Raw genomic sequence first — 15,944 nt, 5'->3', positions numbered from 1 at the left:
CTGGGCGCGCCTGACAAGCCGACTTACATGACTTTTACTTAGGGGGCTCAGCGGCCAGGTGCGCGAGCTCGGCCTCGATATCCAGTTGCGGATAATCGGCCTTGAGCTGCTCCAGCAGACGCTGCGCCTCCTCCTGCTTATTGGCCTTGTGCAGCTCCAGCAGACGCAGCAACGCCTCGCGTGGTTCGCTCTGGATCACCAGTTCTGCCATCGGAGCAATTGCCGCAGCTGAACTGACCATCGGCGCATCTGCCATCGCGGCGGCTGGCGCCGAGCGTGCCATGGCCTCTGTCCTCATCCGCTCCTGGGGTACGGCCATACGCTCCACCGACTCGTTCTCGGCAGCACGCTTGGCCGCCATCGGTGCCGGGGCTGGTGCAGCGGGGCTCATGGCCACGCTGGGCGGCACGGCATCAAAGGCATCTGGCGTCTGCTCCAGGGTGCGCCAAGTCAGGCTGACGCCAATCCCGACACAGGCCAACCCGGCCAGGGCCACCGACCAGCGCTGGCGGCCACTGCCAAACAACCATTGATGCAGGCGCTGCACCCAGCCAGATTCAGGCTTGTCGGCCTGACGCGCTTCTCGAGCAGCCGCACTGGCCGCCGCCAGAATGCGCGCATCCAGCTCGGCCGAAGGTTCGCCGCTGCCATGGGCACGAAAATGCGCCAGCAACGCCTGTTCGTGGTCCAGAGGTTCTCGTTCATGGTTCATACGGACAACTCCTCGGTGGCCAACAGCCGGCGCAGTTTCTGCAAGGCATAGCGCAGACGGCTCTTGACCGTCTCGGCCGGCGTGCCGGTCAACTCGGCAATTTCGTTCAGTTCCAGATCGCCATGGGCGCGCAGCAGGAACACTTCGCGCTGGTCTTCCGGCAGGTCGGCCAACGCCGCCTGCAGTCGCTCGCTATCGCGGCTCAAGCTCCACTGCTGCTCAGGGCTTGGCTGCGGATCGGCCTGGGCATGCTGGCCTTCATCGTATTCGTCATGTCCAGCCTGATGACGGCCCGTCTTGCGCCAGTGATCGATCAAGCGGTTGCGGGCGATCTGGTACAGCCAGGTCTTGAACAGCACCGACTCGCGCTGCTCACTCTGGCTACGCACCAGGCTCATCCAGGTTTCCTGAAAAACCTCCTCGGCCAGTGCGTGATCGCCACACAGACCGAGCAGAAAGCGGAACAGGCCCAGCCGATGGCGCTGGTATAGTTCGTTGAAGGCCGCGGCATCGCCGCGGCGATAACGCCGCAGCAAGGCGGCGTCGTCATCCATGAGGGGTGCGTTCACTGCTGAACTCTTGCTGGGGTGGAGCTGGAAGTGTGCAGGCTCTGGGCAATTTCGGCCAGTTGGATGAACTCGCCACGCAGGCCGAAGCGATCCTCACCCTTGGCCGAGCGCGCCAGCGCGATGCTCTGCGCCAGATTGAAGTCGCCCGTGTAGCGCCCGTCCTTGAGCTGCTGGGCGAATGCGGCTACCGCAGCGGCGAAGCGCAGGTCCTCGCTGGCAGCCGCAACCGGCTTGGTCTCGCCGCGAGCGATAGGCCGCTCCAGCAGCCGGCTGGATGCTTCCCCCGGCGCCTTGTAGCGAATCCGCAACCAGGCCAGTTCGCCGCTCTTGCTCGCGGGCTGGGCACTGGCCTGATAACGTAGCGGCTCCAGCCAGCCTTTGCTGCCCGCCGGGACGATCTCGTACAGCGCGGTGACGGTATGCCCAGCGCCGATATCCCCGGCATCGACCTTGTCGTTGCTGAAATCCTCGCGCTTGAGCGCACGGTTTTCGTAGCCCAGCAGGCGGTACTCGCTGACTTCGCTCGGGTTGAATTCCAGTTGCAACTTCACGTCGCTGGCCACCGTGGCGAGGGTCGACGCCAGCTGATCCACCAGTACCTTGCGCGCCTCGCGCAAATTATCGATGTAGGCGTAATTACCGTTGCCAGCATCGGCCAGCTGCTCCATCAGACGCTCGTTGTAGTTGTCCACGCCAAAACCCAGGGTGGTCAACGAGACGCCGCTCTTGCGCTTGTCGGCAGCCAGGCGCTTGAGGCTGTCGAAATCGCTGATACCGACGTTGAAGTCACCATCGGTGGCCAGCAGGATGCGATTGATGCCGCCATCAATCATATGTTTGCTCGCCTGCTGGTAAGCCAACTGAATGCCTGACTCGCCTGCCGTCGAACCGCCAGCGTTGAGTTGATCGATCGCCGCCCGAATCTTCGCCTTGTCGCTGCCGGGCGCGGAGTCCAACACCACCTTGCTGTCACCGGCATAGGTGACCAGCGAGACGCGATCCTGCGGGCGCAACTGATCGACCAGCAATTTCAGCGTGCCCTGCACCATCGGCAGCCCTTCGCGGCGATGCATCGAGCCTGACACGTCGACCAGGAACACCAGATTGGCTGGTGGTAGTTCGTCCACACTGCGATCCGACGCCTTGATGGCGATACGCAGCAGGCGCGTCTGCGGGTTCCACGGCGTCACCGCCAGCTCGGTGCTGACGCCAAAAGGTACGTCACCCTGCGGCAACGGATAGGCATAGGGGAAGTAGTTGACCAGCTCCTCCAGGCGCACAGCGTCCTTCGGCGGCAGTTGCCCGCCGTTGAGGAAGCGCCGCACGTTGGCGTAGCTACCGGTATCGACGTCGATGCTGAAGGTGGATACCGGGGTCTCGGCAACCGCGAACACCGGATTATCGGCATAGGCCTGGTATTGCTCGCGTGACTCATCGCGGTAGCCCGGTGGCAGGACATCGGCGATGGGCGACGGCGCGTAAGCCGGGGTCGACATGCGTTTCTGGCTGGCTGCGGCAGGCATCTCGGCTGCTACGGGCGCAGCCAGACGTTCACGGACGAGTGTCGCCGCCGGTTCCGAGTTGGCCTGAGCTTCCGGCTCCGGGCCAGAGGCGCTGCAGGCGGCAAGCAGTAGCAAAGTTCCCGCGGAAAAACCGACGGCGAATGGACGAACGAGCAACGAGGAATAAACGGACATGGTGCACCTCCTGAGCAATGGCACGAGACCTTCGCTCAGGTAGACGCAGCCCTTCGATGAATCGGGTTAAAACGAGACGGACTTTTTAATCCTCCCAGGAACCGCCCGCTTCCTGGCACAGCTGCGTGGCCAGCATGCCCAGGGTCATCAACGCCCTCTCCGCCTCGCGATTCCACGGGATGCCGCAGTTAAGGCGTACGCAATGGTTGAACTGCTCGGTGTTGCTGAAGATCAGTCCCGGTGCGATGGAAATGCCCTGCTGCAGCGCGCGCACGTGCAGATCCTTGGTGTTGACCCGCGCCGGCAGGCTGACCCAGAGAATGAAGCCGCCCTTGGGCCGGGTCATCTGCGTACCGACCGGGAAATACTGCTGCACCGCCAGTTGGAAGGCGCTGAGGTTCTTGCGGTACTCCTGACGGATATGCCGCAGGTGACGGTCGTACCCGCCATTCTCCAGGTAGGCCGCTACAGCCATCTGGGTGACGCTGCACGCCGAATGGGTGGAGAAGGTCTGCAGCCGCTGGATCTCGTCCTGATACTTGCCAGCGACTATCCAGCCGATGCGCACACCGGGCGACAGCGTCTTGGAGAAGCTCGAGCAATAAATCACCCGGCTGTCGCGATCATGGGACTTGAGCGCCTTGGTCGGGCCCTGTTCGAACATCAGCTCGCCGTAAATATCGTCCTCGACGATCTGGAAATCGTAATCGCCAGCCAGGCGCAACAACTGACGCTGACGCTCCTCAGGAATGGTACCGCCGAGCGGGTTGGACAGCCGTGCAGTCAGCACCAGCGCCTTGATCGGCCACTGGTTGGCCGCCAGCTGCAGCGCTTCGAGGCTGATGCCGGTGGTGGGGTCGCACGGGATCTCGATGACCTTGAGCCCCAGCAGATCTGCCAGTTGCAGCAAGCCGTAGTAGGTCGGCGACTCCACCGCGATCAGATCGCCCGGCTTGGTCAGCACGCGCAGGCTCATCTGCAGCGCATCGACGCAGCCATGGGTAATCACCACCTCGGACGGGTCGACCACCACGCCGGCATCGCGCATGCGGATCGCCACCTGGCGGCGTAGCGGTTCGAAGCCGGGGCTGAACATGTAGCTGAAGGCACGCGGACTGTGAAAGCGCGTGACCTTCGCCAGTTGCTGGTGCAGCGCACGCACCGGCAAGTAGTCGACATGCGGCACCGCGGCGCCCAGCGGGAATACGCCCTCGCGACGCGACTCGGTAAGCACCTGATTGATGATGCTGGCACGGGTGACCAGGCCTGGCCGCTCGACCTTGGCGATATCCGGCGTCGGCGCAGTCAGTGCGGGCGTCTGGTGCACGTAGAAACCGGACTGTGGCCGTGCGCGGATCAGGCCCTGATCCTCGAGATTGGCGTACGCCTGCAACACCGTGGCGTGGCTGACATTGAGCTGGGCGCTCATCTTGCGCACCGAGGGCACGCGCTCCCCCGGCTGGTAGACGCCACGACGAATATCCTCGGCCAACTGCTGAGCGATGCGTTGGTAGAGCAACAGATTGCTCATGGCAATATCCTTCATATCACTGGAGCATAACAGTAACCTATTGCTACACAATTGTACCGGCACAGATGAAAACACTTTCCACAAGCAGCTCTGTGCCAACTGTCTGTATGCGTAAAAACCGTATCTCTACCCGATTCAAGGCATAAAAAACCCCGGACGATGCCGGGGCTTTTTGACTGCTGACCTTCAGCGCTCGGCGCCGAGCTGACCTCGCTCGTCGGAGAAGACAATCTCCACTCGCCGATTCTGTGCCCGACCACGGGCAGAGGCATTTTCCGCAACGGGGAAGTCGACCCCGTAACCAGCGACCTGAATCCGCTTGGCATCCACGCCCAGGTCGACCAGCAGGTCGGCCACGGCCTGCGCCCGCGCGCGGGACAGCTCGAGATTCTCGGCAGCGTCGCCGGTGTTGTCGGTATAGCCCTCTATACGCACGCGGCGCTGCGGGTTGATCTGCAGGAATTGCACGAGCTTGAGCACCGTGCGGTTGGCCGCCGGCTGCAGATCAGCGCGGCCAGCGTCGAACAGCATGTCACCGAGGGTCATCACCAGGCCTCGCTCGGTCTCGCTGGTGGCAAGGCTGACCATCTGCTCTTCCAACCAACCGTTGTGCTGCTGCACGCTCATCAGCTTGGCCTCGCGCAACGTCAGTTGCAGGCGCTGGCGCTCCAGCTCGAGCTTGGCCGCCCGCTCCTGATTGAGGCTGATATCGCTGTGCTGGCGGGCGATCGCGGCATAACGCTGACTGAGGTAAGCGTAATGACGAACATCGTCACCACTGCCCCAGTAGCTGGACAGGCGCTCGGCACGGCCCAGTGATTCGCCGGCGCGAATCACGTCTTTAGGTGCAGCACGCAGCACGCTGGGATCTTCCTTCACTGCCTGGAAGCTCAGACGCGCCTCTTCCAGCGCTTGCTCACTCGCCATCTGGTTGGTCGCGCAACCACCGAGCAAAGTAACGACCAGCGCCAGACTGCCCAGATAACCATACGCCCTCATCACATGGCTCCCAGTTGCTGACGCAGACGGCCGATGCGCTGATTGAGTTCATTCAGCTGTTCCCGTCCTTTACCGTTGAGGTGCTCAGCCTCGGCCAGGCGCGCATCAAGCTCGGCCTGTTCGGCGAGCTGGCGCGCCTGCTTGTTCTCATCGTCCTGCATGGCGGCCTGGGCCTGCGCGAACTTGTCCTCAGCCTGGCGCAGCGACTCCGATTGCTCGCTGACCACACCTAGGGACTTGATCTGCGCCAACGCCTGTTCGGTCAGACGCAGTTGTTCGACGGGCGCAGGATCGCTCGCGCAGGCCGTCAGGCCCAGCGCCAGCAGCAAGGGAAGGGTTCGATTGATCACGAGATTTTCCTACTGAGTGACGTCGCCAACCGGGTCGGGCTGCATCTGCTGCGCCTTCCAAAGCTCTAGATTGCTTTGCAGGAACTGCTCAGGCAGGCCGGCGGCGACCATTTCTGTCATTTTCCGCGCCAGCTGGCCACGCAGCCAGGGCTCGTTGCACGCCGAATTGTGCGACAAGGTAAGGTAGAGGCCTTCGCTGGAAATCGGCGGATCCAGTACCTCCAGGTCATCGTCCATACCCAGCGTCTCGGCGAGCGCGAGGCCGGGGTAGCGCTCGTAGAGCACGTAGTCGGTGCGGCCGAGCAGCAGTTTCTGGAAAGCCTGCGTCAGGCTGGAGACACCCTCCAGCTTCAGGTTTTGCTTGGCGAAGGCGTCGAACTGCTGGCCGAAGCTATTGCCCACCAAGGTGTCGCCGGTATGCCCTTGCAGGTCGATCCAGCTGCCGTAGGGAAAGGCCTCTCCCTTGCGCACCCAGACCACACTCGGCGTGAAGAAGAATGCCGGGTGCACGTAATCCATGTTCTCCAGACGCGGTAGCGTCAGAAACGCCCCTGCCAGCAGGTCGACACGGCCGGTACGCACTTCGTCCTGCGCGCGCGACCAAGGCCCGGTGTAGATCACATCGACCACCACGCCCAGTTCCTTGGCCAGATGCTTGAGCAGGTCGGCATTGGCGCCGATCAGCTGCTGCGGATTCTGCGGGTCACGCCAGAGATAAGGGGGATACTCCGGGTTGCCGGTCGCCACCAGGCGCTCGCACTTACCGGCAGCCAGAGCAGAGGCTGGCATCAGAGCCAGGGCGCACCACAGCAACAGCGACTTAAACAGACAACGCTCTGGCATTGGCTACTCTCGGTTTATGCGTTGATCGGTGGGATGGTCTTGGCACCCCGGCATCCTCGGTGTTCATGCTAGCTTAATGGCGCCGCCATAATAATTCGCGATAAGGACGCGCCATGAAAAAACTGCTGTTCGCACTGCTGCTTCTGCTATCAGGCAGCGCCGCCACGCTGTATTTCGTTCCAGCGACTCAACTGGCCAGCCTGCGCCTGATAGAACAGTACCGTGCCGGGCTCAGTCACGAGCAACTATCTGTCCACAATCTTAACATCCATTATTACCGGGGAGGACCGGCAAACGGCGAAACCCTGGTACTGCTCCACGGGTTCGCTGCAGACAAGGATAACTGGCTGCGTTTTTCCCGCCACCTGACTCAGGACTATCGCGTCATCGCACTGGACCTGCCCGGCTTCGGCGACAGCGATCTGCCGCCAGGCAGCTACGACGTCGGCACTCAGGCCGAGCGCCTGGCGGATATCCTCGATGAGCTGGGCGTCCAGCAGGCGCACGTGCTGGGCAACTCGATGGGCGGACAGATTGCCGCCCTCTTCGCCGCGCGCTACCCGGAACGCGTCCGCTCGCTGGCACTGCTCGCCAATGCCGGAATCGACAGCCCCCACAAGAGCGAACTGTATCAGTTGCTGACCAGTGGCTCGCCCAACCCGCTGGTGGTCAAACAGCCGCAGGATTTCGACAAGCTGCTGCATTTCGTCTTCGTCGAACCGCCCTACCTGCCGGAATCGCTCAAACGCTATCTGGGCGAACGCGCCATGGCCAAGGCCACGCATTACGACCAGGTATTCAAGCAACTCGTGGAGCGCCCAGTGCCGCTGGCACCCGAGCTGTCCAAGATTCAGGCGCCGACCCTGCTGCTCTGGGGCAGACAGGACCGCGTGCTGGATGTCTCCAGCATCGAGGTCATGCAACCCCTGCTGAACAAACCCAGTGTGGTGATCATGGATAACGTCGGCCACGCGCCCATGCTTGAACGCCCTGAAGAAAGCGCCCTTCTCTACCGAGGCTTTCTCGAAGGCCTGAAATGATGGTCAGGCGCTGATCGCGAGCAACGCGCAGGCAATAAAAAACCCGCTCAGCAGAGCGGGTTTTTTCGTTGCGGGAAAAGCGGTTTAGACCGACTTCTCCAGCTCCGGTACGGCTTCGAACAGGTCGGCAACCAGACCGTAGTCGGCGACCTGGAAGATCGGCGCCTCTTCGTCCTTGTTGATCGCGACGATCACCTTGGAGTCCTTCATACCGGCCAGGTGCTGGATCGCGCCGGAGATGCCGACGGCGATGTACAGCTGCGGCGCAACGATCTTACCGGTCTGACCAACCTGCATGTCGTTCGGGACGAAACCGGCATCGACCGCAGCGCGGGAAGCGCCGACTGCAGCACCCAGCTTGTCAGCCAGGGAGTACAGGTGCTTGAAGTTGTCGCCATTGCCCATACCACGGCCGCCGGATACGACGATCTTGGCAGCGGTCAGTTCCGGACGGTCGGACTTGGCCAGCTCTTCGCCAACGAAGGCAGACTTGCCGGCATCGGTCGGACCGGAAACGGCTTCAACAGCAGCGGAGCCACCTTCGGCAGCAGCGGCATCGAAACCGGTGCTACGTACGGTGATCACCTTGATGGCAGCCGAGGACTGCACGGTCGCGATGGCGTTACCGGCATAGATCGGGCGCTTGAAGGTGTCTGCGCTTTCAACGGCGATGATCTCGGAGATCTGATCGACGTCCAGTGCAGCAGCGACGCGCGGCAGGATGTTCTTGCCGTTGCTGGTGGCGGCAGCCAGGATGTGGCTGTAGCCCTTGCCCAGCTCGGCTACCAGCGGAGCAACGTTCTCCGGCAGCTGGTTGGCATAAGCAGCGTTGTCGGCAACCAGGACCTTGGCCACGCCAGCGATCTTGGCAGCGGCTTCGGCAGCAGCGCCAGCGTTGGCGCCGGCTACCAGCACATGGATGTCGCCACCGATCTTCTGCGCAGCGGCAACGGTGTTCAGGGTAGCGGCAGCCAGAGCGGCATTGGTGTGTTCAGCGATAACCAGGATAGTCATTTAGATTACCTTCGCCTCGTTCTTAAGTTTCTCGACCAGTTCAGCCACGGACTTGACCTTGATGCCAGCGCTGCGAGCAGCCGGCGCTTCGACTTTCAGGGTCTTGACGGTGGAGGCGGTGGAAACGCCCAGAGCGTCCGGGGTAACGGTTTCCAGCGGCTTCTTCTTGGCCTTCATGATGTTCGGCAGCGACGCGTAGCGCGGCTCGTTCAGACGCAGGTCGGTGGTGACGATCGCCGGCAGGTTCAGAGCAACGGTCTGCAGACCGCCATCGATCTCACGGGTGACGTTGACCTTGTCGCCAGCCACTTCGACCTTGGAGGCGAAGGTGCCTTGGCCGAAGCCAGTCAGGGCGCCCAGCATCTGGCCGGTCTGGTTGTTGTCGCTGTCGATGGCCTGCTTGCCCATGATCACCAGTTGCGGCTGCTCCTTGTCGACCACTGCCTTGAGCAGCTTGGCCACGGCCAGGGAGTTCAGCTCGTCATTGGATTCGACCAGAATAGCGCGGTCGGCACCTAGAGCCAGCGCGGTGCGCAGCTGTTCCTGAGCGGTAGCCGGGCCGATGGAGACGACGACGATTTCGCTCGCCACGCCTTTCTCCTTCAGACGTACGGCTTCTTCCACGGCGATTTCGCAGAAGGGGTTCATGGACATCTTGACGTTGGCGAGGTCGACGCCGCTGTTGTCCGCCTTGACGCGAACCTTGACGTTGTAGTCAACCACTCGTTTGACAGCTACAAGAACCTTCATGGATTCCTCGTTACTCTCCGGTGAATAAGAATCTCGCCAAGGCGAGCCTGGTCAGCGATATAAATTGGCAGGAGCCAACCTTTTAGCAGGCCGTTGAAAAACGTAGGCGAGGCAGCCAGTGCAAGGCAAAAACAGCAGAAAAAGCGCAGTTTACGTCTTGTAAATGAGCATTTTAAGGCTGTTTTTAACGCAGCAATGGCAACGCAGGTAGTTTTTCAACGGCCTGTTAGCCCAGACGGCGAGCGCAAAACCGCCCGTATCTTGACCCCACGGCCTGGCCTGGTCAATACAGCGAACTGGCCGGTCATCCGCGATGTAGTACGATTCTAACAGGCCTACAGAAAATTCAAACAAACGTTTGTATTGGCCCGCAGAGAGGGTGTAGATATAATGCCCACGCCGCGGTTAGGGGGTGAGCCGTGCCCTCCAATATAAAACATCGAAGAGCCTTGAGTAGGAGATAGCCTGTGGAACGCGAATTTATGGAGTTCGACGTCGTCATCGTCGGCGCCGGCCCGTCCGGACTGTCCGCCGCCTGCCGACTGAAGCAGAAAGCCGCTGAAGCGGGTCAAGAGATCAGCGTCTGCGTGGTCGAGAAAGGCTCCGAAGTTGGCGCTCATATCCTCTCCGGTGCAGTGTTCGAACCGCGCGCCCTCAATGAACTCTTCCCCGACTGGAAAGAGCTCGGCGCCCCGCTGAACACCCCGGTCAAGCGCGATGACATCTATCTGCTGCGCGACGCCGACAAGGCTACCCGAATTCCAGACTTCTTTGTGCCGAAAACCATGCACAACGAAGGCAATTACATTATTTCCCTAGGCAACCTGTGCCGCTGGCTGGCTCAGCAGGCCGAGAACCTGGGTGTGGAGATTTACCCGGGCTTCGCCGCTCAGGAAGCGCTGATCGACGAAAACGGCGTGGTACGCGGCATCGTCACCGGTGATCTGGGCGTCGATCGCGAAGGCAATCCGAAGGAAGGCTATTACACCCCTGGCATGGAACTGCGTGCCAAGTACACCCTGTTCGCCGAAGGCTGCCGTGGCCACATCGGCAAGCAGTTGATCAAGAAGTACAACCTCGACAGCGAAGCCGATGCTCAGCATTACGGCATCGGCATCAAGGAAATCTGGGATATCGACCCGGCCAAGCATGACCAGGGCCTGGTGGTACACACTGCTGGTTGGCCGATGGACATCATGGGCACCGAGAACACCGGCGGCTCCTTCCTCTATCACCTGGAGAACAACCAGGTCGTAGTGGGCCTGATCATCGACCTGTCCTACGCCAACCCGCACCTGTCGCCGTTCGACGAATTCCAGCGCTACAAGCACCACCCGGTGATTGCCCAGTACCTGGAAGGCGGCAAACGTGTCGCCTATGGCGCACGCGCCATCGCCAAGGGCGGCCTGAACTCGCTGCCGAAGATGGTCTTCCCGGGTGGCGCCCTGATCGGCTGCGACCTCGGCACGCTGAACTTCGCCAAGATCAAGGGCAGTCACACCGCGATGAAATCCGGCATGCTCGCCGCCGACGCCATCACCGAAGCTCTGGCCGCAGGCCGTGAGGGCGGTGACGAGCTGAACAACTACGTCGATGGTTTCAAAGCCAGCTGGCTGTACGACGAGCTGTTCCGCAGCCGTAACTTCGGCGCAGCCATCCACAAGTACGGCGCCATCGTTGGCGGCGGCATCAACTGGCTGGATCAGAACATCTTCGGCGGCAAGATCCCCTTCACACTGCACGACAACAAGCCGGATTACGCCTGCCTGAAGCCGGCCGCAGAGAGCAAGAAGATCGCCTACCCGAAACCGGACGGCAAACTCAGCTTCGACAAACTTAGCTCGGTGTTCCTCTCCAACACCAACCACGAAGAAGAGCAGCCCTGCCACCTGAAGCTCACTGACCCGAGCATTCCGCTGGCGAAGAACCTGCCGCTGTACGACGAACCGGCGCAGCGTTACTGCCCGGCCGGCGTGTACGAAGTGGTGACGCAGGAAGACGGCGAGAAGAAGTTCCAGATCAACGCGCAGAACTGCGTGCACTGCAAGACCTGCGACATCAAGGACCCGGCCCAGAACATCACCTGGGTTGCACCGGAAGGTACTGGTGGCCCGAATTACCCCAACATGTAATTCGGCCACACATGCAAAAGGCTCCTTCGGGAGCCTTTTGCATTTCTATCGAGTCCGTAGGGACTAGCGCAGCTCGCGAAGCGCCTGCAACACTGCATTTCGCGAGCAGAACTCGCTCCTACCAATCAGTCTTGGTAGATCATCTTGCGGCTCATCCCGCCATCGATGACGAATTCCTGCCCGGTGACGAAACTGGCCGCATCGGAGAGCAGCCAGGCGACCTGCGCCGCGACATCCTCTACCGTGCCGACACGGCCGACCGGATGCTGCGCATGATCGAACACCGATAGTGGTTCCAGGCGTTGCTGCGACGGGTCACGAGCGTCGATCCAGCCAGGGCTGACGCAGTTGACTCTCACCTCTGGTCCCAGGCTGATCGACAGCGCATGCGTGAGCGCAACGAGGCCGCCCTTGCTAGCAGCGTAGGCTTCGCAATCGGCTTCGGACTGGCTGGCACGGGTCGAGGCGATATTGACGATGGCGCCGCGATGCCCACGCAGATAAGGCGCGCAGTGCTTGGCCAGCAGCATGGCACCGGTCAGGTTGACCGCCAGCGTACGATTCCAGCGCTTGAGATCGAGCGACTCCAGCGGCGGGGTGTGCGGATCGGAGACAGCTGCATTGCACACCAGTGCATCGAGGCGGCCGAACTGGCCGAGTATCTCGGCAACGCCGACACTGACCTGATCTTCCTTGGCTACGTCCATGGCGACGAACCAGGCATTGTTACCCAGCACACGCGCTACCTTGGAGCCCCGCTCACGGTCTACGTCGGCCAGCACCACCTGCCAGCCCTCGGTGATCAGCCAGGCGCTGATGCCTAAGCCAATACCGCGCGCGGCTCCGGTGACCAACGCGACACGCCCATTGTTGGGCGTGTCATTCGTGCCCCACTCCAACATGCTCAGAGTGCGGCCAGGCCGCGCGCCAGGTCTGCCTTGAGGTCTTCCAGCTCTTCCAGGCCCACTGCAACGCGAATCAGGCTGTCGCGGATGCCAGCATTGGCGCGCTCCTGTGGCGTCAGCCGACCGTGCGAAGTGGTTGCCGGGTGGGCGATGGTGGTCTTGGTGTCGCCAAGGTTGGTGGTGATCGAAATGACGCGAGTGCCATCGATCACTTTCCATGCGGCATCACGGCCGCCCTTGACCTCGAAACTGACCACCGCGCCAAAGGCGCTCTGCTGCTTCTTCGCCAGCTCGTGCTGCGGATGGCTGGGCAGGCCAGCGTAGTACACACGCTCGACCTGCGGCTGCTGTTCCAGCCAAAGCGCCAACTGCAGGGCACTCTCGCTCTGCGCGCGCATACGGATACGCAGCGTCTCCAGGCCCTTGACGAACATCCAGGCGTTGAACGGGCTAAGGGTCGGCCCGGCGGTACGCAGGAAACCCACCACTTCCTTCATCTGCTCACTGCGACCGGCAACCACACCACCCAGACCGCGCCCCTGGCCGTCGATGTACTTGGTCGCCGAATGCATGACGATGTCGGCGCCAAGTTTCAGCGGCTGCTGCAGGGCCGGCGTGCAGAAACAGTTGTCCACTGCCAGCAGCGCGCCGCGAGCATGGGCGATCTCGGCCAGTGCGGCGATATCCACCAGTTCGGCCAGCGGGTTGGAAGGCGACTCGACGAACAACAGCTTGGTATTGGGCTTGAACGCGCCCTGCCAGGCATCCAGATCCGCCAGCGGAACGTAATCCACCTCGATGCCAAAGCGCTTGAGGTACTTCTCGAACAGGCTGATGGTCGAACCGAATACGCTGCGTGACACCAACACATGGTCACCGCCACTGCACAGGCTCATGACGATGGCGAGGATCGCAGACATGCCGGAGGCAGTGGCCACCGCCTGCTCGGCGCCTTCCAGTGCGGCAATGCGCTCCTCGAAGGTGCGCACGGTAGGGTTGGTATAGCGCGAATAGACGTTGCCCGGCACTTCGCCAGCAAAACGCGCGGCAGCATCGGCAGCGGTACGAAACACGTAACTGGAGGTCAGATACAACGCTTCGCCATGCTCACCCTCAGGCGAGCGGTGCTGACCCGCACGCACGGCCAGGGTGTCGAAGCCTACGCCATCCAGGTCACTGTCCAGCCTGCCGGCTTCCCATTCCAGAGTCATATCGCTACCTCACAAAAAGTAGCCCGGATGCAATCCGGGCTACGGACCGGGCAGGACCGCTGCCCTGCCCGCTCGCATCAGTTGTTATACAGATCGATGATCGCGCTGACTGCCTGCGACTTGACCTTGCTGGCATCGTTGCGCGCCTGCTCGATCTTATCCAGGTAGGCCTCATCGACGTCGCCAGTGACGTACTTGCCGTCAAATACCGCGCAGTCGAAGTTGTCGATCTTGATTTTCTTGCTGCCACTGACGGCCTCGATCAGATCCGGCAGATCCTGATAGATCAGCCAGTCGGCACCGATCAGCTCGCAGACTTCCTCGGTGGTACGACCATGGGCAATCAGCTCATGGGCGCTGGGCATGTCGATACCGTAGACGTTCGGATAGCGCACGGCAGGTGCTGCCGAGCAGAAGTAGACATTCTTCGCTCCGGCCTCGCGGGCCATCTGAATGATCTGCTTGCAGGTCGTGCCACGCACGATGGAGTCGTCCACCAGCATCACGTTCTTGCCGCGGAACTCCAGCTCGATGGCGTTGAGTTTCTGCCGCACGGATTTCTTGCGTGCCGCCTGGCCCGGCATGATGAAGGTACGGCCGATGTAGCGGTTCTTGACGAAACCTTCGCGGAATTTCACGCCCAGGTGATTAGCCAGCTCCAGCGCCGCTGTACGGCTGGTGTCGGGAATCGGGATGACCACGTCGATGTCATGCTCTGGACGCTCGCGCAGGATCTTGTCAGCCAGCTTCTCGCCCATGCGCAGACGCGCCTTGTACACCGAGATACCATCCATGATCGAGTCCGGGCGCGCCAGGTAAACGTGCTCGAAGATGCAGGGCGCGTACTGCGGGTTTGCCGCGCACTGGCGGGTGAACAACTTGCCCTCTTCAGTGATGTACACAGCCTCGCCCGGCGCCAGGTCGCGGATCAGGGTGAAGCCCAGCACGTCCAGCGATACGCTCTCGGAGGCGATCATGTACTCGACGCCTTCGTCGGTATGACGCTGGCCAAACACGATCGGGCGAATGCCGTTGGGGTCACGGAAGCCGACGATGCCATAGCCAGTGATCATTGCCACCACGGCGTAACCGCCCAGGCAGCGCTCGTGCACGTGGGTAACGGCAGCGAACACGTCTTCCTCGGTGGGCTGCAGCTTGCCGCGCTGGGCCAGTTCGTGGGCGAACACGTTGAGCAGCACTTCCGAGTCGGAATTGGTGTTCACGTGGCGCAGATCGGACTCGTAGATTTCCTTGGCCAACTGCTCGACGTTGGTCAGGTTGCCGTTATGCGCCAAGGTGATGCCGTACGGCGAGTTGACGTAGAACGGCTGAGCCTCGGCCGAGCTAGAGCTGCCAGCGGTCGGGTAGCGCACATGGCCGATACCCATATGGCCGACCAGGCGCTGCATGTGGCGCTGCTGGAACACGTCACGCACCAGGCCATTGTCCTTGCGCAGGAACAGGCGGCCATCATGGCTGGTGACAATACCGGCAGCATCCTGGCCGCGGTGCTGGAGGACGGTGAGCCCGTCATACAGCGCCTGATTGACGTTCGATTTACCGACGATACCGACGATGCCACACATGTGCCACGACCCCTGCTAGATAGTTCAGGCTAATTCAGCGACCGATGCAGCGGTTACTCCGCAGCGGCCACTCTTTTAAAGCAGATCAGCTGGGTGAGCCGATCCACCGGTAAACCACTGATCGGACCACCCCAGAATGAGGTTCTTCGACCAGTCGGCGACCATCAGAAAATGCGGCACCAGTTGCGACTGTTGCCACCACGTATCCTGCTCCACTGGCGCCAGGCTGATCAGCCCGACCAGCAGTACCACCAACAAACCACCACGCGCGGCGCCGAAAACCATACCGAGAAAACGGTCGGTACCGGACAGGCCTGTCACGCGGATCAGCTCGCCAATGAGGAAATTGACCAAAGCACCCACCAGCAAGGTGGCGATGAAGAGAATGGCACAGGCCGCGATGACCCGCGCAGAAGGCGTTTCGATAAATTCGACGAGATGCTGAGCCAGTGCGCCACCGAACATCCAGGCGACCACACCTGCAATGATCCAGGTCAGCAGCGACAAGGCTTCCTTGACGAAACCGCGCTTGAGACTGATCAAACTAGAGATGGCGATGACGGCGATGATCGCCCAATCGACCCAGGTGAATACCACGGTGCGGC

15 protein-coding genes are annotated in these 15,944 nt (G+C 61.6%); 2 read left to right on the top strand and 13 right to left on the bottom strand.

Translation table 11 applies throughout. The features are described from left to right. Nucleotides 1–34: 34 nt before the first annotated feature. From AAEQ75_RS17590 to AAEQ75_RS17560, 7 genes are all read right to left on the bottom strand, one after another. Nucleotides 35–712 carry a hypothetical protein gene (locus AAEQ75_RS17590; protein ID WP_343349927.1) on the bottom strand — a complete coding sequence of 226 codons (678 nt, stop codon included), beginning with the start codon at nucleotides 710–712 and terminating at the stop codon, nucleotides 35–37. Further along, nucleotides 709–1,281 (bottom strand): RNA polymerase sigma factor, encoded by a 573-nt coding sequence (locus tag AAEQ75_RS17585; protein ID WP_343349926.1) that lies wholly within the window; start codon nucleotides 1,279–1,281, stop codon nucleotides 709–711. The genes AAEQ75_RS17590 and AAEQ75_RS17585 overlap by 4 nt, the downstream gene beginning before the upstream one ends. After that, entirely contained in the window at nucleotides 1,278–2,978 is a 1,701-nt protein-coding gene (locus AAEQ75_RS17580; RefSeq protein ID WP_343349925.1) for a vWA domain-containing protein, read from the bottom strand. Before AAEQ75_RS17580 ends, AAEQ75_RS17585 begins: the two co-directional genes overlap by 4 nt. An 85-nt stretch (nucleotides 2,979–3,063) precedes the next feature. Further along, nucleotides 3,064–4,509, bottom strand: a complete 1,446-nt coding sequence (locus AAEQ75_RS17575; RefSeq protein ID WP_143506285.1) for a PLP-dependent aminotransferase family protein — start codon at nucleotides 4,507–4,509, stop codon at nucleotides 3,064–3,066. Between the two features lie 186 nt (nucleotides 4,510–4,695). After that, entirely contained in the window at nucleotides 4,696–5,508 is an 813-nt protein-coding gene (locus tag AAEQ75_RS17570; RefSeq protein ID WP_179545092.1) for an OmpA family protein, read from the bottom strand. Further along, a complete protein-coding gene (locus tag AAEQ75_RS17565) occupies nucleotides 5,508–5,858 on the bottom strand; it encodes a DUF4398 domain-containing protein (protein ID WP_343349924.1) in 351 nt (116 codons plus the stop codon). The genes AAEQ75_RS17570 and AAEQ75_RS17565 overlap by 1 nt, the downstream gene beginning before the upstream one ends. Nucleotides 5,859–5,867: 9 nt before the next feature. Then, complete coding sequence (locus tag AAEQ75_RS17560; protein ID WP_116618872.1) at nucleotides 5,868–6,701, bottom strand: substrate-binding periplasmic protein; 834 nt, start codon at nucleotides 6,699–6,701, stop codon at nucleotides 5,868–5,870. Between the two features lie 113 nt (nucleotides 6,702–6,814). On the opposite strand from AAEQ75_RS17560, the gene AAEQ75_RS17555 reads away from it, so the two are divergent. Then, nucleotides 6,815–7,741, top strand: coding sequence for an alpha/beta fold hydrolase (locus AAEQ75_RS17555; RefSeq protein ID WP_343349922.1), 927 nt, complete (start codon nucleotides 6,815–6,817; stop codon nucleotides 7,739–7,741). 84 nt (nucleotides 7,742–7,825) lie between these two features. Here AAEQ75_RS17555 and AAEQ75_RS17550 read toward each other — a convergent pair whose 3' ends face one another. Continuing rightward, nucleotides 7,826–8,755, bottom strand: a complete 930-nt coding sequence (locus tag AAEQ75_RS17550; protein ID WP_343349920.1) for an electron transfer flavoprotein subunit alpha/FixB family protein — start codon at nucleotides 8,753–8,755, stop codon at nucleotides 7,826–7,828. After that, nucleotides 8,756–9,505, bottom strand: a complete 750-nt coding sequence (locus AAEQ75_RS17545; RefSeq protein ID WP_012018936.1) for an electron transfer flavoprotein subunit beta/FixA family protein — start codon at nucleotides 9,503–9,505, stop codon at nucleotides 8,756–8,758. It lies immediately after the preceding gene. A gap of 467 nt (nucleotides 9,506–9,972) precedes the next feature. Between AAEQ75_RS17545 and AAEQ75_RS17540 the strand changes: the two genes are divergently transcribed. Continuing rightward, the gene (locus AAEQ75_RS17540; protein ID WP_343349919.1) at nucleotides 9,973–11,637 is read left to right on the top strand and encodes an electron transfer flavoprotein-ubiquinone oxidoreductase; all 1,665 of its coding nucleotides are present in this window, start codon (nucleotides 9,973–9,975) and stop codon (nucleotides 11,635–11,637) included. A gap of 125 nt (nucleotides 11,638–11,762) precedes the next feature. Here the strand turns inward: AAEQ75_RS17540 and AAEQ75_RS17535 are convergent, their stop codons facing one another. From AAEQ75_RS17535 to AAEQ75_RS17520, 4 genes are all read right to left on the bottom strand, one after another. Beyond that, complete coding sequence (locus AAEQ75_RS17535; protein WP_343349918.1) at nucleotides 11,763–12,539, bottom strand: SDR family oxidoreductase; 777 nt, start codon at nucleotides 12,537–12,539, stop codon at nucleotides 11,763–11,765. A gap of 2 nt (nucleotides 12,540–12,541) precedes the next feature. Beyond that, nucleotides 12,542–13,753, bottom strand: coding sequence for an O-succinylhomoserine sulfhydrylase (locus tag AAEQ75_RS17530; protein WP_343349917.1), 1,212 nt, complete (start codon nucleotides 13,751–13,753; stop codon nucleotides 12,542–12,544). 77 nt (nucleotides 13,754–13,830) lie between these two features. Further along, entirely contained in the window at nucleotides 13,831–15,339 is a 1,509-nt protein-coding gene (gene purF, locus AAEQ75_RS17525) for an amidophosphoribosyltransferase (protein ID WP_099525427.1), read from the bottom strand. 75 nt (nucleotides 15,340–15,414) lie between these two features. Continuing rightward, nucleotides 15,415–15,936 (bottom strand): CvpA family protein, encoded by a 522-nt coding sequence (locus AAEQ75_RS17520; protein ID WP_003461125.1) that lies wholly within the window; start codon nucleotides 15,934–15,936, stop codon nucleotides 15,415–15,417. Nucleotides 15,937–15,944: the final 8 nt, after the last annotated feature.

Source organism: Pseudomonas sediminis (genome assembly GCF_039555755.1).
Lineage (GTDB): Bacteria > Pseudomonadota > Gammaproteobacteria > Pseudomonadales > Pseudomonadaceae > Aquipseudomonas > Aquipseudomonas mendocina_D.
Note: the sequence above shows the minus strand (reverse complement) of the source record. Positions and strands in the feature narration are given on the sequence as shown.